The sequence below is a fragment of the Streptomyces sp. NBC_01450 genome (assembly GCF_036227505.1).
GTDB lineage: Bacteria > Actinomycetota > Actinomycetes > Streptomycetales > Streptomycetaceae > Streptomyces.
Map to the genome: position 1 here is coordinate 7,542,460 of NZ_CP109480.1, position 17,101 is coordinate 7,559,560.

Genomic DNA, 17,101 nt, shown 5'->3' on the forward strand with positions numbered 1-17,101 from the left:
GGGCGGGAGTGGCGAGCGGTGACTCAGGGTACGGTGTGAGCGACACACCGTAACGAGGCCCTCGTGTCGCGCGGGGGAGAGCGAGGATCCCCTGAGACGCAGCCTCGTCGCCGCCCTGGCCATCGGCCTCCTCGCCTCCGGCGCCGGCGTCGCGTTCGCCGCCGCCCCCGGTCCCCGTACCGACTGCGCCTCCTCCGTGCCGTACACCGCGGGCGAGGGCGGCTACGACACCTACCGCATCCCGGCGGTCCTCACCACCCGTGCGGGCACGGTGCTCGCCTTCGCCGAGGGGCGGCACGACGGCGCGGGCGACAGCGGCCACATCGACGTCGTCCTCAGACGCTCCACCGACGGCGGCTGTACGTGGGGGCCGCCGCGGGTCGTCACGGCCGGGGGCGGCGACACCCGGGGCAACCCGGCGCCGGTCGTGGACCCGCGCACCGGCCGGATCGTGCTGGTGACGTCCTACAACAGCGGTGCGGCGACCGAGGCGCGGATCATGCGGGGCGAGGTCGCGGCGCGCCAGAGCCGCCGCGTGTTCGTGCAGACGAGCCGCGACGACGGCGTGCGGTTCTCCGCTCCCCGGGACATCACGGCCGAGGTGAAGCCGCCGGGCTGGCGCTGGTACGCGACGGGCCCGGGCCATGCGATCGCCCTGCGTCACGGCCCGCACGCCGGCCGTCTGATCGTCCCCGCGAACCACTCCGCCGCCCCGCCCAAGGGCTCGAGCGACACGGGCCGGGAGGCCAAGTACTACGGGGCGCACGCGATCTACTCCGACGACGGCGGCCGCACCTGGCACCTGGGCTTCACCGACCGCACCTATGACGGCCACGTCGACGCCAACGAGAGCGGCGTGGCCGAACTCCCCGACGGACGGCTGTACTTCAGCGCCCGTGACCAGGGCGGCACCACCCCCGGCAACCGCCTGGACACCTACTCCAGCGACGGCGGCGAGACCCTGGACCGCCCCTACGCGATCCAGCCCACCCTGGACGCCGTACCCGTCGTCCAGGGCAGCGTCCTCCAACTGCGCGGCGCCCACGCCCCCTTGCTCTTCTCGGCCCCCTCCGTGGCCAACGCCCGGCGCTCGATGGCGCTGTGGCGAAGCACGGACGGCGGCGCCACCTTCACCAAGGCGATGACGCTCTCCTCCGCCTGGGCCGCCTACTCGGACCTGGTGGACCTCGGGCACGACCGGGTCGGCATCCTGTACGAGACGGGCTCGACACGGCCGTACGACAGGATCGAGTTCCGCCGTCCGCGCTGGACGGCCTCATCCGTCAGGTGAACGCGGCCCCGTCCTCGAACCCGCTCTCGTCAGAGCAGGCCCGCCCCCGCCAGGTACTTCCCCACCCGTTCCACCTCCGCCTCCGACAGCGGCACCTGCGGCTCCGCCGTCGCCGGACAGGCGATGACGCCCCGCAGGTGCAGCGCCGCCTTGAACGCCCCGAGCGCCGACGAACCGCCGCCCATCCGGGCGGGGTCCCCCACCCCGACCATCCCGAACAGCCCGCACAGCCGCTCCTGTTCGGCCCGCGCCCGCTCCCGGTCGCCCCCTCGGCAGAGCCGGTCGAGCCGTACGTACCCGTGCGGGTCGACGTTGGCGAGACCCGGTACGGCCCCGTCCGCCCCGAGGGCGAGCGCGGAGTCGACGACGAGTTCGGACCCGGTGAGAGCGGTGAAACCGGTGATGTCGGGGCGGGCGCGGGCGCCCGTGACGATCGCGCGGAACGCGGCGAGGTCGCCGCTGGAGTCCTTCAGACCGGTCAGCACGCCCTCCGCGGCGAGGGACAGGACCAGCTCCGCGTCCAGCTTGGTGTGGACGGACACCGGGATGTCGTAGGCGAAGACGGGCACGGCCGAACGGGCGGCGACCAGGCGGAAGTGGCGCGCGATCTCCGCCGGATGGGTGCGGGCGTAGAAGGGGGCGGTCGCCACGATCGCGTCCGCGCCCGCCGCCGTCACATACGCCACATGGTCCAGCACCCTCGGCGTGGTCATGTCGATCACCCCGGCCAGCACGGGGAGCGCGCCGCTCACATGGGCGACCACCGTCTCCACCACCAGCCGCCGCTGGGCGTCCGTCAGGAACGCCGCCTCCGAGGACGAACCAAGGACGAACAGGCCGTCGACGCCCCCCTCCACCAGATGGTCCACGAGCCTGACGAGCGAAGGGACGTCCACCTCGCGGTCCGGTGTCAGGGGCGTGCAGACGGGCGGAACGACACCGGTCAGCGGGGTGGGGATCGGCATGAAGGCTCCCTCGGGACGATCAAGGCTGCTGCTGGGCGGGGATGTCGGCCACGGCGGGCGCGGCGGACCCGGCCTGGGCCACCAGGTCGCGCGTCGACTGGTCCTCCTGCACAGGATGGTGGCACCGGAAGCGGTGGTCCGGCGTCGACGCGGCCGTGAAGTCCGGCATCACGCTCACGCACTCCTCGTCGGCCTTCCAGCAGCGGGTGCGGAACGGACAGCCGGTGGGCGGGTGCGTGGCCGAGGGCACCGGGCCCACCAGCGGGATCGGGTCGATCGGGTCCAGGAGACCGGGCGTGGCGGAGAAGAGGGCCCGGGTGTACGGGTGCCGGGCGCGGTCGGTGACCTCGGTGGCCGGGGACTCCTCCACGATCCGGCCCAGGTACATCGTGATCACCCGGTCGCTCATCCTGCGTACCGTCTGGATGTCGTGCGAGACGAAGACCAGAGCCGGGTTCAGGCGCTCCCTCAGGTCCAGCAGGAGGTTGAGGATCTGGGCGCGGACCGAGACGTCCAGCGCGCTCGTCGGCTCGTCCGCCACCACCAGGTCCGGGTCCAGGGCCAGGGCGCGCGCGATGGCCACCCGCTGGCGCTGACCGCCGGACAGCTGACCGGGCAGCACGTCCGCCAGGGCGTGGGGGAGGCCCACCAGGGACATCAGCTCCCGCACCCGGTCCTCCCGTTCTCGTGCCGTGCCGCGCCGGTGCACGTCCAGGGGGTCCCGCAGGATCCGGCGTACGGGCAGGCGCCGGTTCAGGGCCGTCGACGGGTCCTGGAAGACCATGCCCGTGCCGGCGCCGACGGACGCTCGTCGCTCGGCGGGCTTCATCGACCACAGGTCATGGTCACGGAAGCGCACCGTGCCGGACGTGGGTCGCTGTACGCCCACGAGCACCTTCGCCAGCGTCGACTTCCCGCAGCCGGACTCGCCGACGACGCCGACCGTCTCGCCGGGCGCGATGGTGAGGTCGGCGCCGGTCAGGGCGTACACCCGGTCGCGGGTGAACAGGCCGCCGGAGCGGGCCTTGTGGACGACATGGGCGCCGGAGAGGGTGATGAGCGGGTGCGCCGGGGTGAGGGGGGTCGCCGGGGTAGGGGGCACTTGAGGTCCCAGAGGATGCCGCGGCTTTCAGGTCGGGGAGGATTCCGGTTCCCCGTGTAGCGGGGCAGGAGGAGTCGGATCGCCGCCGGATGATCCGGCGTCCGCTCCTGCGGCGTTGAGGGCGACCTCGATGAGGTGGAGGATCTCGGAGTTGAGGGACCGCCGGTCCGTGGCCGCGCGGGCGATCACCCGTTCGTGTAGGTCTTCCGGAATGCGGAGCGAGAAGCGGATCATGACGCTTTTTTGGCATCATGACGACGCCAGTGGAAGTCGATGGGACCCGGCATGCCCGGTACACCTACCGGCTGCGTGTGTCATCGACCGCCCGCGCGCGGCTGCTGGGCGAGTGGGACCGGTGCCGGTGGGTGTGGAACGAGTGCGTGGCCAAGTCGAAGGCCGTGTACGCGCACAACAAGGCGCACCCCATGGACGGGTGGACGTGCGGCCCGGCGCAGTTGGACCGGATGCTGACGGAGGCGCGCGAGCGTACGCCGTGGCTGCGTGAAGGAAGTTCGGTCCCGCAGCAGCAGACCATCCGGGACTTCGGTCGCTCCCGCGCGAAGGCACAGAAAGACATCAAAGACCGCCGGCTGCCCCCGCGGCAGCGGGCCGGGATGCCTAGGTGGAAGAAGAAGCGCGAAGCGGACCCGACGCTGAACTACACGCGGCGCGGGTTCCGCCTGAAGGACGGGCACCTGTACCTGGCGGGCGGAATCGTACTGGCGGTGGTGTGGTCCCGTGACATTCCGGCTGACCCGTCGAGTGTGCGTGTGTACCAGGACAGCGTCGGGCACTGGTACGCCTCGTTCGTCGTCCCGGCGCAGGTGCGTCCCCTGCCGTTGACGGGCCGGGTGATCGGTGTCGACTGGGGCGTGCGCGAGACCGCGACCACCACCTCAGACGAGCACGACCTTCCGCACGCCCAGCATGGGAAGAAGGCCCGGCAGAAGCTGACCCGGTACGACCGGATGATGGCCCGTCGCAAACCCAAGAAGGGGCAGGCCGCCTCGAAGGGCTACCGCGAGGCGAAGCACCTGCGGGCGAAGGTGGGCAAGAAGGTGGCCCGGCAGCGGCAGGACACCGGACGCAAGTGGGCCAAACGTGTGGTGACCGACCACGACGCGGTCGCCGTGGAGGACTTCCGCCCGAAGTTCCTCGCCAGGACGTCGATGGCCCGCAAGGCCGCCGACGCCGCGATCGGCGCCACGAAGCGGGCCCTGACCGAGATGGGCCGCAAGCACGCACGGGACGTGCGCCTGGTGCACCCCGCGCACACCACCATGGGCTGCGGACGCTGCGGAGCGAGAACCAAGCACGCTCCCCCACTGTCTTAAGGACGTGGGGGGACCCCCAGCCGTTGTCCGAGCGCACCTACACCTGCACCGCGTGCGGAGTCGTCTCTCCCAGGGACAAGAACTCCGCCCGCGTGATGCTCGTCCGGGCAGGTCTGAACCCGGCTGGTGTCGAGGGCATAAGACCTCCCGGACCGCCGGTCCGGAAGGCCGCCTGAGCCAGGAATCCCCCTCGTTCACAAGCGGGAGCATTCAAGTCGCGCACGGTTCCTCGACAGAGAGGGACGGGAGATATGACGTGCTAGTAGAGGTGCGATCAATGAAGCCCTGAAACAGGGGTAGTTGGTGCTGAATCCGCCCGGAGGCGGGACGTCGGATGTCCAGTGAGCGTACGATGCGGCGCATGTCTGAGGAGACCGGGAACCGGCGCGGGCCCGAGCGCAGGTCCGAGCGCCGGGTGAGCAGCCAGATCCAGCGCGAGGTCACGCAGCTGATCCTCGACCGCAAACTTCAGGCGGGCGCCCCGCTGCCCACCGAGACCGAGCTGATGCAGGACCTCGGCGTCAGCCGCAACTCCGTCCGCGAGGCCCTCAAGGCCCTGCAGGCCCTCGACATAGTCGACATCCGGCACGGTTACGGCACCTACGTCGGCGAGGCCTCGCTGACCCCCTTCGTCGACGGCCTCACCTTCCGCACGCTCGCCCAGCCCGACGACAAGAACGAGACCGGGGCGCTCGCCGAGATCCTCCAGGTACGGGAAGTACTGGAGGAGGGGCTGATACGCCGGGTCGCGGCCGTGCTCACCGAGCCGGAACTCGACCGCCTCGAAGCGGTCGTGGCGGAGATGGAGGAAGCGAGCCGCTCAGGCCGCCCCTTCCCCGAACTCGACCGCGAATTCCACGAGTTGCTGTACGCCTCGCTCGGCAACGCACTCGTGCCACAGCTTCTGGGCGCCTTCTGGACCGTCTTCAGCCGGGTCGCCGGCATACGCGGCTGGACCGACGACCCGTCCCCCGAACTGACCGTCCGCCGCCACCGCGACATCGTCACCGCCCTGCGCGCCCGCGACGTGGAGGCCGCCCAACGCGCGATGGCCGACCACTTCCGCGGCATCGAGGCGAGGGCGGCCCAGGAGTCCAGGGGAGTGGGCTGAGTACGGGGTCCTCTGTCCGGCCCCTGGTGCCTGTCCGCCCCTAGACGAGTCATTCCGAATGCTGACGGTGTGTCTGGGAACGCAGACAGGGCGTCCAAGATTCGTTGTGTGACGAACAACCTAGACGCCCTGCTGACCGCACTGTACGTGAAGATCGACGACGAGATCGGAGGTAGCCGATGGCTTGGCCGACCGCCGCAGCTGACGGATTCTGAGCTGGTCACCCTTGCCGTCGCCCAGGCGCTGCTGGGCTACACCTCGGAGTCGCGCTGGCTGCGGTTCGTGGACTCCCGACTGGGAGCGATGTTCCCGTACGTGCCCAGGCAGCCGGGCTGGAACAAGCGGCTGCGGGCAGCGTTGCCACTGGTCAAGAGGGCAATACGACTGCTGGCCGTCGATACGGACTTCTGGTTCGACAACCACTGGATCATCGACTCCACACCGGTGGAGTGCGGCCGCTCGCGTCCGACGGTGAAGCGGTCGGACATGGCCGGCTGGGCCGGATACGGGTACTGCGCCTCGCACTCCCGGTTCTTCTGGGGCCTGCGCCTGTTCCTGGTATGCACCCCGACCGGGATGCCCATCCTGTGGGCACTGGCGAACCCGAAACTGGATGAGCGGGAGGTGCTGTCGGCGATGCTGGACCGCGAACCGCACCTGTCCACGGACCGGCCGAGCCTGCTGGTGATCGCAGACAAAGGCTTCGCCTCCAAGGAGTTCGAGGCCGATCTGGCCTTCCGGGGCGCGGAGTTGCTGCGTCCTTCTTTCAAGCGCGAGAAGAAGCGCAGGGGCGAGAGCCTCCTGAAGTCGGTGCGACAGCTGATCGAGTCGGTCAACGACACCCTCAAAGGCCAGCTCGACCTGGAACGGCACGGTGGACGGACCTTCGAAGGTGTCGCCGTCCGCGTCGCCCAACGCATCCTCGCGATGGCCGCCGCGATCTGGCACAACCACAAGACCGGCCAGCCCGTCATACGATCCTTGATCGCTTATGACCACTGACCACATCGGAATGACTCGTCTAGTGCCGCGGCAGGCAACGTTCGCCCCGTCGCGACGCCCGGCACGCCCTCTCGCCGCACCGGCCGAAAGCCCAAGTACGTCCGGTCCGTCGACGGGGTCTTCCGGCCGGCACTCCCCCAGCCTTCGGCCGGGGGGACCCCCAGAGCACGCACCGGACGCCGCTCCTTGACGGGCAAACGTTGCCTGCCGCGGTACTAGATCCCGGCCAGGCGCCACACCTGGAGTTCCTTCGTGTCCTCGGCGATCGTGTACCAGCTGCCGTCGCCCAGGGTGCCCGGCACGCCGGATGTCGGGAAGGGGTACGTGACCTCGCCGAGCAGCCGCATGTCCCGCACGTCGACCAGCCAGTGCCGCCCCGCCCCGTACTCCTCGTCGGCCTCGCTCGTGCCCGCGATGACGGTGTGTTCGTCGAGGAAACCACCGTAGTAGTCCCAGCGCACCTCGGGCTCGTCGTTGTCCGGGTGCAGTGCGGGGTGATCGGGTATGACCTCCTCCGCGTCCAGCTCCGAGACCACCGAGCCGTCCTCGACCCGGTGCAGGGCCAGGGCCTCCTGGTAGTGGGTCACCGTCAGGAAGTGCTCGCCGGACGGGCTCACCGCCATCAGACAGCGGTCGTCGTCGCCGATCCGGTCGACCGTGAGCCGCTCGCCGTCCCAGCGCCCCCACAGCAGCGGCACCCCGTCCTGCCCCTCGCCGACGCTCAGCCCCATCTGACCGGGGTCCGGGTGCGACACATGACCCGAACCGGCGGCCGCGGTCAGGATGTCCGCCTGCCCGAGCACCCTCCCGTCCGTGGCGTCCAGGACCAGCCACTCGTCGATCACGCCCGGGTCCTCGTCCCCCTCCGCGAGCGGCCCGCGGACATGGGCCCAGACCAGCTCGCCGTCCGCCGAGAAGACCACCGAGCCGCTGTCGGCGTACAAGTGCCCGCGACTGTCGGTGTTTTCGCCGTATTCGTCGAACGAGGCGTGCGACTCCTGGCAGCTCCCCTCCCAGCAGCCGTGCCGCACCTCCCACAGGGTGGTGCCCCGCCGGTCCACCGCCCGCACCGCGTGCACGCCCGCGAAGACCGCGACGTCCAGTCCCGGCGACACGGTGCACGTCCCGAAGCGGCGCGGCCACGGCCTCGGGAAGCGGGCCACCGAGGCCTCACCCGCGAGCGCCGCGGCCAGGTCGTACGCGGCCAGCTGGGTGTCGTCGCCCTGGAGGATCAGCGTCCGGCCCGGCAGGCACCGCTCTCCTGGCAGGCTCGCCGTGGCCGACTCCAGCGGGCCTGCGAGCGTGGTGACGAGACGGGCGCTCGCGGACATGGTTCCTCCAGTGCGCGTGATGCCGTACGGCGTTGTGTGCGTGGGGTGCACAGTACGGCCGCCCACTGACAATCCCGTACGCGCCCGTCCCGTACGACCTCTCACACGTCCCGGCGGTCCACCGCCACCACGGCGATCACCGCCGACACCGCCGCCCACGCCGCGAGCACCACCCAACTGCCCGTCACCGTCGCCCCGTAGCGCGGGAGCCGGGTGAAGGGATCGCGGCCGTAGGCGATGTCGGTCAGCCGCGTCCACGCGTTGACGGGCATGGCGTGCCGCACGGCGGCCGTCCAGCGGTAGCGATCGGTGATGAAGCTGGGGACGAGGAGGAGGACGGCGGTGACGGCGACCATCGTGCTCGCGCTGTGCCGGATCAGGACCCCCAACGCCATGCCCGCCAGCGCGCAGACCGGAGCGAGCAGCGCGGAGGCGACGACCACGCGCAGGGCACCGGAGTGGGCGATCGACACGGCGGCGTGACGGGTGGTGAGGATCGCCTGCGTCGAGGCGAAGGAGGCACTCGCGACGAACGCGCCGTACAGCGTCATGACCGCCGTCACCACCACGACCTTCGCCGCCATCAGGGCGCGCCGGTCCGGGACGGCCGCGAGGGTCGTACGGATCAGGCCCGTCGAGTACTCCCCGACGACCGTGATCGCGCCGATGCTCGCCGCCGCGAGGATCAGGATCAGCGCCGATCCGTCGGTGAAGGCGTCACGCAGGGCCAACTCCCACGCGAAGGAACGCATGTGGGGATTGAAGCGTGGATAGTCGTGCGCGTGCACCCGTGCCGCGTTGGCGTTGAAGCCGATGACGGCGAGGGCGCCCGCGCCGAGTGCCCAGTAGGTCGAGCGCAGGGAACGGAGTTTGATCCACTCGGCGGCGAGGAGATCGGTGAACCGCGCGGGGGCCGGGGTGAGGGCGAGGGTGGTCATCGGGCGTCTCCCGCGAGGAACTCGGTGCTCTCGGCGGTCAGTTCCATGAAGGCGGCCTCCAGGGACGCGGTCTGCGGAGTCAGTTCCTCGAGCAGGATCCGGTGCTGGAAGGCGAGTTCACCGATGCGCGCCGCGCTCAGGGCGGTCACCTTGAGGGTCCGTTCGTCGTACGGCGCCACGGCCGCCCCCTCCTCGGACAGCACAGCCGTGAGCTTCGCGAGGTCCGGCGTCCGCACGGTCACCGTCGGCCGGGTGCCGCGCGCCGCGAACTCGCGCACGCTCTCCGCGGCGATCAGCTCACCCCGCCCGATGACGATCAGCTCGTCCGCGGTGTGCTCCATCTCGGACATCAGATGACTGGAGACGAACACGGTGCGCCCCTCGGCCGCGAGCCTGCGAAACAGCTCCCGTACCCACAACACACCTTCCGGATCCAGCCCGTTGAGGGGCTCGTCGAAGAGCAGCACCGGAGGTTCGCCGAGCAGCGCGGTGGCGATGCCGAGTCGCTGCCGCATGCCCAGCGAGAACCCGTCGACCCGGCGCCGCGCCGCCGCCCCCGCGAGCCCCACCTCCTCCAGCACCGCGTCCACCCGACTCCGGGGGATGCGATTGCTCCGCGCCAGCGCCTCCAGATGGGCCCGCGCGCTGCGCCCGCCGTGCACATCGCCCGCGTCGAGCAGCGCGCCCACGTGCCGCAGTCCGCGCGGATGACGCCGGAACGGCTGCCCGTCGATCGTCGCGCTCCCGCCGGTCGGCCCGATCAGGCCGAGCAGCATGCGCAGCGTCGTCGTCTTGCCCGCGCCGTTCGGGCCGAGGAACCCGGTGACGTGCCCCGGGCGCACCTGGAACGTCAGATTCCGTACGGCGGTGGTGTCGCCGTACCGTTTGGTCAGTTCGTTGACTTCGATCACACGGACCACCGTCTCGTCGGCGCCCCGCCGCGCGGTATCGCCCCCTGGCCGACACTCTCCCCGGCCGGTGTCGACCAGGGGTGTACGTCCCAGGACCGATGCCCGTCCACGGCTCCCCTGCCTACGATCGCCGCATGCATGCCATGCCGCTCCCGCCCCGCCTCAAGCTCGTGCCGCCCGGTGCCTGGGTGGCCCTGGCCTGGTGCGCGAGCACGGTGTTCACCTTCCTCGCCCGTGTACGGCTCCCCGGTGAGGAGACGGCCAACGTGCTCGCCGCCGTCCAGTTCTACCGCTGGGACGGCCTGCTGATCCTGACCGTCGCCTGCGCCCTGGCGTTGCTCGGCAGCATGTGGTTGCACCGACGGCCGCTGACCGCCCTGGGCCTGCTCCTGACGGCCGCCGCCTTCCTCACCACCAACCTGGCCGTGGGAGCGATCCAACTGGCCCAGTTCCTCGCCGTCGACCTCGCCCTCTACTTCATCGCGGCCGGCCGCCCCCGGCGCACCGGAGTCGCCGCCCTCTGCGTGGCGCTCGCCGTCCTGGTGGCCTGGGAGTCCCTGCGGTTGCTGCGCGGGTGGGGCATCGGCACGCTGGAAGAGCTGACCGTGGCGCTGACGGCCGTCGTCGCCTGGCTCCTGGGCGACGCCTCGCACCGCACCCGCGCGTACGGCGAGACGCTCCGCGCGCAGGCCGCCACCCAGGCGGTCACCGACGAACGTCTGCGTATCGCCCGTGAGATGCACGACATGGTCGCCCACAGCATCGGCATCATCGCCCTCCAGGCGGGCGCGGCGGCCCGCGTCGTGCACACCCAGCCGGACGCCGCGGGTGAGGCGATGACGGCGGTGGAGACGGCCGGGCGGGAGACCCTGGCGGGGCTGCGCCGGATGCTGGTCGCGCTGAGGCAGGCGGACCAGGACCGGGCCTTGGCCCTGGGGGATCCTCAACTGCACCCGGCCGAGGGCCTCGCCGACCTCGACCGGCTGGCCGCCGCGACAACGGCGGCGGGCGTCCGGGTCGACGTCCACTGGAAGGGCGCGCGCCGTCAACTCCCCCCGGACATCGACCTCTCCGCCTTCCGGATCGTCCAGGAGTCGATCACGAACGTCGTACGCCACGCGGAGACGAAGGCCTGCCGGGTGACGGTCGACCACCTGGAGGAGTACGTGGCCGTCGAGGTCACCGACGACGGCCGGGGCCGGGGCAGCACCACCGACACCGGCTTCGGACTGGTCGGGATGCGCGAGCGGGTGGCCCTGCTGCACGGCGAGTTCACGGCGGGCCCCCGTCCCGAGGGCGGCTTCCGGGTGACGGCCCGCCTTCCGGTCCCGGCGACGGCGGCGGCGACCGGGGTGGCCGCCTGATGCCGGTCCGTGTCGTCCTCGCCGACGACCAGCAGCTGATCCGCACGGCGCTGCGGATGGTCATCGCCGACATCGAGGACGTGGAGGTGGTGGGGGAGGCCGCGGACGGCGAGGAGGCGGTGACCCGTACCGAGGAACTCCGCCCCGACGTCGTGGTGATGGACATCCGCATGCCGGGCGTGGACGGCATAGAGGCGACCCGTCGGATCACGGCGGGTGCGGGCGAGTCGAGGATCGTCGTCCTGACCACCTTCGACGACGACGACTACGTGTACGGGGCGCTGCGCGCGGGCGCGTCGGGGTTTCTGGTCAAGGACATGGCCCTGGACGACATCATCGGTGCCATACGGGTCGTGGCGGCCGGCGACGCGCTCATCGCCCCCAGCGTCACCCGCCGCCTGATCCAGGACTTCACCTTCGCCCGCTCCGCCGAACCACCGCGGCCACGCCGCGACCTGACCGCGATCACGGACCGCGAACGCGAGGTCCTGACCCTGGTCGGCTCGGGCCTGTCCAACGCCGAGATAGCCGAACGGCTCTTCATCAGCGTCGCCACGGCGAAGACGTACCTGACCCGCCTGCTGTCCAAGCTGGACGCACGGGACCGGGTGCAGTTGGTGATCATCGCGTATGAGGCGGGCCTGGTCTCGGCGCGCCGGTGAAGCGCCGGTGAAGCGGTCGGCCGACGACGTGCGTCACTTCTTGGTCGCGGCCGGCTTCGGTCTGGCCTTGGGGCGGTCCGGGCGTACGGAGAAGGCGGTGTCGCCCGCCACGGCGACGATCGCGTCCTTCACGAGCAGCAGGCTCGGGACCGTGGTCTCCGGCGAGTTCCCGGGGTCGTCCAGCTTGTCCGTGCTCCACCGCGCGGCGCCGGACGCGCGGTCGAGCGCGAGCAGCCGGCCGTAGCGGTTGGCGAAGAAGAGGTCGTGGTACGTCGTCGACAGCGCCGGCTTCGACAGGTTCTCGATCTGCGTCTCCCGCTGCCAGAGCCGGGCGCCGTCGGTGACCCTGATCGCGGTGACGGTCCCGTCGGGCCGCACGAAGTACACGACGCCGTCGAGGAGGGTGACCGAGCCGCGCGGGGGGCCCGCCAGGGGGGTCCGGACGAGGGCGCCGCCGGCCGGGTTCACCCTCAGCAGGCTTGAGAACGGCGTGTCCGTGTCGTCGGCGTACTGGTCCTGCGCCGCGTTCCTCGGCACCGCGAACAGCGGCTGCCCGGCGACGGTGCCGAGCGGCACCGCCCCGCGGGGGAGTGTGGCGAGGTCGTGCGCCGTGCCGTCGGCCGGGTCGAGGCGCACCAGGCCGGTCGAGCCCGTGTCGGTGTTCTCCGGCGTGCACAGGCCGTAGGGGACGCCGTCCAGGGCCAGCGGGGTGCAGGAGTCGCCCGCCGACGACTTCGCCGGTGTCCGCCACAGGTCCTTGCCCGTCCTGGCGTCGATGGCGACGAACTCCGTCCCGTCGTCCCCGTCGTCCGACTTGGCCAGGACGCCGCCGTCGAACAGGACGGCGGGCCGGACTTCGTTGATCGGGCGGTACCAGAGCCGTCTTCCGGTGCCGGCGTCGAGGGCGACAAGCCGCCAGGTCTCGCGCACGTTCAGGCCCGGCTTCTCGTAGGTGTACACGATCCCGTCCCGGACGCCGACCGGCAGCGTGGTCTGCGGGGTGTGGCCGGCCCGCCACTGGACGCGGCCGGAGGCGGCGTCGAGCTTGGCGACCGTGAAGCCGGACCCCGCGCAGTACAGGGCGGAGCCGCCGGACACACAGCCGGACTCCGAGCCGCTGATGGAGATGTCCGCGTACGCCTTGTCCGGGACCTGGGTGAGGTTCGCGCGCCAGGGCTTCCAGCCGACGGGGAGCGCCGCGGCGGGAGAAGCGGCGGCGCGGGACGCGGCCGTCCGCCCGCCGGGCGTGCCCTCGGTGCTCTTCGGGCGCGCCACCATGTAGTACACCGACGCGGACACCATGGTGACGGCCAGGGCCGAGCCGAGGGCGACGAGGAGACGCACCCGGCGACCGCGGCGGCCGGCACCGTCCGGGGCCGTCGTGTCACCGCGCTCGCGGGCGGGCCCGCGCCCTCCCGTGACGGTCGACGGTCCCGACGCGGCCGGGGCGGTCGGCACGTCCGGCAGGTCCCTGAACAGCCGGTGCAGCTCGGTGAGGTCGGGCCGGGCGGTCGCGTCCTTGTCCAGGCAGCGCTCGGCGATGCTCCTGAGGGGCTCCGGTACGCCGTCCAGGACCGGCTGTTCATGCACCACCTGATAGCCCGTCATGTACGGGCTGCCGCCGTCGAAGGGACGGTTGCCGGTGGCCGCGTACACCAGCAGCGAGCCCAGCGAGAACACGTCCGAGGCGGCGGTGACGTCCCGGGGCGAGGCGAACTGCTCCGGGGACATGAAGGGCGGGGTGCCGATCAGCCGCCCCGTCACGGTGAGGGTCTGGTTGTCGGCGGCGCGCGAGATGCCGAAGTCGATGACGCGCGGACCGTCCTGCGCCAGCAGGACGTTGCTCGGCTTCAGGTCCCGGTGCACCACGCCCGCCTCGTGGATGTCCCGCAGCGCCTCGGCGAGCCCCAGCGCCAGCGTACGCAGCGCGGGCCCGCCCAACGGGCCTTCCTCCGCCACGATTTCGGCCAGCGTCCGGCCCGGCACGTACAACGTCGCCATCCAGGGCACTTCGGCATCCGGATCGGCATCCACCACGGGGGCGGTGAACGCCCCGCTCACCCGGCGGGCCGCCGCGATCTCCTGCCGGAAGCGGACCCGGAACTCCTCGTCCTGCGCGTACTGGGCGTGCACGACCTTGACCGCGACCTGCCGTCCCGAGGCCGAATGTCCCAGGTACACGACGCCCATGCCGCCGCTGCCGAGCCGGTCGACGAGCGTGTAGCCGCCTATGGACCCGATGGACTCCGATTCCCCGGTGCTCAGCGGCATGGCCGGTTGCCCTTCCCAAATCCCCTGTGTCGCACGCCTGTTCCGCGGCATCACATTAGTACCTACGCCACAGGGGGCCGCGCGTCAGGCTCACTTCGCGACGGTACGGGGGAACGCCGTCCGGACGAGGGAGCGGACGAGTGTAGTTGTGGAGAGTCACCTTGGAGACACGAAGAGTGAAACCCGGGAAGTCGGGGGAACAGGGTGAAGGCACAACACTCGGCGCTCTGCGTCGAAGAGGCGGAGGTAACGGTGAGGGAATTGCGGGCGGCGCTGCGATGAGGCCACCGACGAAGCCGCCGATCGGCTCGTACGTCGTCGACACGCACACAGGGAAGGTGGGCATGGTGATGGGACACGAGGGACCGTACGTACAGCTGAGAGCGCTGGGCGGGGGCAAGGAGTGGGACGTCGCCCCCGACGCCGTCCGGCGGGCCACCGCGGAGGAGCGGCTCGGCGCGGCCACGGCGTATGCGAACGCACGCGGCCACGGTGACGTCCCATGAGCGGGCGCCGTCCCGCCTCGACCGGTGCGGGTGCCAGGGGCAGGCCGCCCGCGGTGAGGAGCAAGAAGTACGGCACCCTGCGGCGCATGTCCTCGCGTACGCGAGAATGGGCCCATGAGTCTGTTCCGCGACGACGGCATCGTGCTGCGCACCCAGAAGCTGGGTGAGGCGGACCGGATCATCACGCTGCTCACCCGCGGTCACGGCCGGGTACGGGCCGTGGCCCGTGGCGTGCGGCGCACCAAGTCGAAGTTCGGGGCGCGGCTCGAACCCTTCTCGCACGTGGACCTGCAGTTCTTCGCGCGGGGGAGCGAGCTGATCGGACGCGGCCTGCCGCTGTGCACGCAGAGCGAGACGATCGCTCCGTACGGCAGCGGGATCGTGACGGACTACGCGCGCTACACCGCCGGTACGGCCATGCTCGAAACCGCCGAGCGGTTCACCGATCACGAGGGCGAGCCCGCCGTGCAGCAGTATCTGCTGCTCGTCGGCGGGCTGCGCACCCTCGCCCGGGGCGAGCACGAGCCGCACCTCGTCCTCGACGCCTTCCTGCTGCGCTCCCTCGCCGTGAACGGCTACGCGCCCAGCTTCAGCGCCTGCGCGAAGTGCGGGATGCCGGGACCGAATCGGTTCTTCTCGGTCGCGGCGGGAGGTTCCGTCTGCGTGGACTGCCGGGTGCCCGGCAGCGTCGTACCCTCGGCGGGGGCCCTCGAACTGCTCGGCGCGCTGCTGACGGGAGACTGGGAGACCGCGGACGCGTGCGAGCCGCGGTACGTCCGGGAGGGCAGCGGGCTGGTGTCGGCCTATCTGCACTGGCATCTGGAGCGCGGGCTGCGTTCACTCCGGTACGTGGAAAAGTAAGACTGAGGGAGACGAGAAGCACATGGTCGTACGCGGGATCCTGGGACGCCAGCGCCGCGAGTACAAGACGCCGGAACCGCACCCGTCCGGTGCCGTCGCGCCCAAGCTCCCCGGTGAGCTGATCCCGAACCATGTGGCGATCGTCATGGACGGGAACGGCCGCTGGGCCAAGGAGCGCGGGCTGCCGCGCACCGAGGGGCACAAGGTCGGCGCCGAGCGCGTCCTCGACGTGCTGCAGGGCGCGATCGAGATGGGGGTCGGCGCGATCTCGCTGTACGCCTTCTCCACCGAGAACTGGAAGCGCTCGCCCGACGAGGTGCGCTTCCTGATGAACTTCAACCGCGACTTCATCCGCAAGACCCGCGACCAGCTCGACGAACTCGGCATCCGGGTCCGCTGGGTGGGCCGGATGCCCAAGTTGTGGAAGTCGGTGGCCAAGGAGCTCCAGATCGCCCAGGAGCAGACCAAGGACAACGACCGGCTGACGCTGTACTTCTGCATGAACTACGGCGGTCGCGCCGAGATCACCGACGCCGCGCAGGCTTTGGCTCAGGACATCAAGGCCGGCCGGCTCGACCCGTCGAAGGTCAACGAGAAGACCTTCGCGAAGTACCTCTACTACCCGGACATGCCGGACGTGGACCTGTTCCTGCGGCCGAGCGGCGAGCAGCGCACCTCCAACTACCTGCTCTGGCAGAGTGCCTACGCCGAGATGGTCTTCCAGAACGTGCTGTGGCCGGACTTCGACCGGCGCGATCTGTGGCGGGCGTGCGTCGAGTTCGCCTCGCGCGACCGTCGCTTCGGCGGCGCCGTCCCGAACGAGCAACTGCTCGCCATGGAAGCCGCGATGAGGGGCCGCCCGGAAGGCGCCTGACGCCCGATGGACCGGGGCGGCCTCGGACGGGGCGGCCCCGAAGGGGCGCCCCTCAGGGGCGCGGGGAACTGCGCGCCCAGCCCCCACCGAGCCCGCAGATGACAACGAACCCCCCGGCTACCCCTTAGCGGCAGCGCACTCCGCACACGTACCGAAGATCTCGACGGTGTGGGCGACGTTCACATAGCCGTGCTCGACCGCGATCGCCTCCGCCCACTTCTCGACGGCCGGGCCCTCGACCTCGACCGCCTTGCCGCAGACGCGGCAGACGAGGTGGTGGTGGTGCTCGCCGCTGGAGCAGCGGCGGTAGACGGACTCGCCGTCGGAGGTGCGCAGCACGTCGACCTCGCCGGCGTCGGCGAGGGACTGCAGCGTGCGGTACACGGTGGTGAGTCCGACCGAGTCACCCTTGTGCTTGAGCATGTCGTGGAGCTCCTGCGCACTGCGGAACTCGTTCACCTCGTCGAGTGCCGCCGCCACGGCGGCACGCTGCCGGGTGGAACGGCCCCGAACGGGCGATCCAGCGGTTGTCACCGTTGCCTCCTCGCGTCTGCCCTTGCCCGGCCATTGTGCCAGCC

General features: G+C 71.3%; 16 protein-coding genes and 1 pseudogene. 9 read left to right on the plus strand and 8 right to left on the minus strand.

Annotated elements, in window-relative coordinates; all coding sequences use genetic code 11:
• The first annotated feature begins 121 nt into the window (after positions 1 to 121).
• The gene (locus OG568_RS33520) at positions 122 to 1,291 is read left to right on the plus strand and encodes a sialidase family protein (RefSeq protein WP_329536530.1); all 1,170 of its coding nucleotides are present in this window, start codon (positions 122 to 124) and stop codon (positions 1,289 to 1,291) included.
• A 29-nt stretch (positions 1,292 to 1,320) separates the two neighbouring features.
• On the opposite strand, the gene OG568_RS33525 is transcribed toward OG568_RS33520, so the two are convergent.
• Genes OG568_RS33525 through OG568_RS33535 form a run of 3 tightly spaced genes read right to left on the minus strand, consistent with a single transcriptional unit; the run spans position 1,321 to position 3,592 of the window.
• Positions 1,321 to 2,256 carry a dihydrodipicolinate synthase family protein gene (locus OG568_RS33525; protein WP_329534243.1) on the minus strand — a complete coding sequence of 312 codons (936 nt, stop codon included), beginning with the start codon at positions 2,254 to 2,256 and terminating at the stop codon, positions 1,321 to 1,323.
• A 19-nt stretch (positions 2,257 to 2,275) separates the two neighbouring features.
• A complete protein-coding gene (locus OG568_RS33530) occupies positions 2,276 to 3,358 on the minus strand; it encodes an ABC transporter ATP-binding protein (RefSeq protein WP_329534244.1) in 1,083 nt (360 codons plus the stop codon).
• A gap of 27 nt (positions 3,359 to 3,385) precedes the next feature.
• Positions 3,386 to 3,592, minus strand: a complete 207-nt coding sequence (locus OG568_RS33535; RefSeq protein WP_329534245.1) for an Arc family DNA-binding protein — start codon at positions 3,590 to 3,592, stop codon at positions 3,386 to 3,388.
• Between the two features lie 17 nt (positions 3,593 to 3,609).
• Between OG568_RS33535 and OG568_RS33540 the strand changes: the two are divergent.
• From OG568_RS33540 to OG568_RS33550, 3 genes and pseudogenes are all read left to right on the plus strand, one after another.
• Positions 3,610 to 4,868: pseudogene (locus OG568_RS33540) on the plus strand (RNA-guided endonuclease InsQ/TnpB family protein).
• A 185-nt stretch (positions 4,869 to 5,053) separates the two neighbouring features.
• On the plus strand, positions 5,054 to 5,803 hold the full coding sequence (locus tag OG568_RS33545) for a FadR/GntR family transcriptional regulator (protein ID WP_329534246.1): 750 nt from the start codon (positions 5,054 to 5,056) through the stop codon (positions 5,801 to 5,803).
• A 108-nt stretch (positions 5,804 to 5,911) separates the two neighbouring features.
• Positions 5,912 to 6,805 (plus strand): IS982 family transposase, encoded by an 894-nt coding sequence (locus OG568_RS33550; RefSeq protein ID WP_329532835.1) that lies wholly within the window; start codon positions 5,912 to 5,914, stop codon positions 6,803 to 6,805.
• Positions 6,806 to 7,020: 215 nt separating this feature from the next.
• Here the strand turns inward: OG568_RS33550 and OG568_RS33555 are convergent, their stop codons facing one another.
• The 3 genes from OG568_RS33555 to OG568_RS33565 all read right to left on the minus strand — a co-directional run bounded on the left by OG568_RS33555 (position 7,021) and on the right by OG568_RS33565 (position 9,985).
• On the minus strand, positions 7,021 to 8,136 hold the full coding sequence (locus OG568_RS33555; protein ID WP_329534247.1) for a hypothetical protein: 1,116 nt from the start codon (positions 8,134 to 8,136) through the stop codon (positions 7,021 to 7,023).
• Positions 8,137 to 8,237: 101 nt separating this feature from the next.
• A complete protein-coding gene (locus OG568_RS33560; protein ID WP_329534248.1) occupies positions 8,238 to 9,074 on the minus strand; it encodes an ABC transporter permease in 837 nt (278 codons plus the stop codon).
• Entirely contained in the window at positions 9,071 to 9,985 is a 915-nt protein-coding gene (locus OG568_RS33565) for an ABC transporter ATP-binding protein (RefSeq protein WP_329534249.1), read from the minus strand. Before OG568_RS33565 ends, OG568_RS33560 begins: the two co-directional genes overlap by 4 nt.
• A gap of 134 nt (positions 9,986 to 10,119) precedes the next feature.
• On the opposite strand from OG568_RS33565, the gene OG568_RS33570 reads away from it, so the two are divergent.
• Both OG568_RS33570 and OG568_RS33575 read left to right on the plus strand, forming a co-directional pair.
• Positions 10,120 to 11,349, plus strand: a complete 1,230-nt coding sequence (locus tag OG568_RS33570) for a sensor histidine kinase (RefSeq protein ID WP_329534250.1) — start codon at positions 10,120 to 10,122, stop codon at positions 11,347 to 11,349.
• Positions 11,349 to 12,011: a response regulator transcription factor gene (locus OG568_RS33575; protein WP_329534251.1), complete on the plus strand. Its 663-nt coding sequence runs from the start codon at positions 11,349 to 11,351 to the stop codon at positions 12,009 to 12,011. The genes OG568_RS33570 and OG568_RS33575 overlap by 1 nt, the downstream gene beginning before the upstream one ends.
• 33 nt (positions 12,012 to 12,044) lie before the next feature.
• Here OG568_RS33575 and OG568_RS33580 read toward each other — a convergent pair whose 3' ends face one another.
• Positions 12,045 to 14,282: a serine/threonine-protein kinase gene (locus OG568_RS33580; protein WP_329534252.1), complete on the minus strand. Its 2,238-nt coding sequence runs from the start codon at positions 14,280 to 14,282 to the stop codon at positions 12,045 to 12,047.
• 278 nt (positions 14,283 to 14,560) lie between these two features.
• On the opposite strand from OG568_RS33580, the gene OG568_RS33585 reads away from it, so the two are divergent.
• From OG568_RS33585 to OG568_RS33595, 3 genes are all read left to right on the plus strand, one after another.
• Positions 14,561 to 14,788 (plus strand): hypothetical protein, encoded by a 228-nt coding sequence (locus OG568_RS33585; RefSeq protein ID WP_266582397.1) that lies wholly within the window; start codon positions 14,561 to 14,563, stop codon positions 14,786 to 14,788.
• 114 nt (positions 14,789 to 14,902) lie between these two features.
• The gene (recO, locus tag OG568_RS33590) at positions 14,903 to 15,649 is read left to right on the plus strand and encodes a DNA repair protein RecO (protein WP_266414084.1); all 747 of its coding nucleotides are present in this window, start codon (positions 14,903 to 14,905) and stop codon (positions 15,647 to 15,649) included.
• Between the two features lie 22 nt (positions 15,650 to 15,671).
• Positions 15,672 to 16,523: an isoprenyl transferase gene (locus OG568_RS33595; RefSeq protein WP_329534253.1), complete on the plus strand. Its 852-nt coding sequence runs from the start codon at positions 15,672 to 15,674 to the stop codon at positions 16,521 to 16,523.
• A gap of 117 nt (positions 16,524 to 16,640) precedes the next feature.
• On the opposite strand, the gene OG568_RS33600 is transcribed toward OG568_RS33595, so the two are convergent.
• Positions 16,641 to 17,057 (minus strand): Fur family transcriptional regulator, encoded by a 417-nt coding sequence (locus OG568_RS33600; RefSeq protein ID WP_266582395.1) that lies wholly within the window; start codon positions 17,055 to 17,057, stop codon positions 16,641 to 16,643.
• Positions 17,058 to 17,101 lie beyond the last annotated feature (44 nt).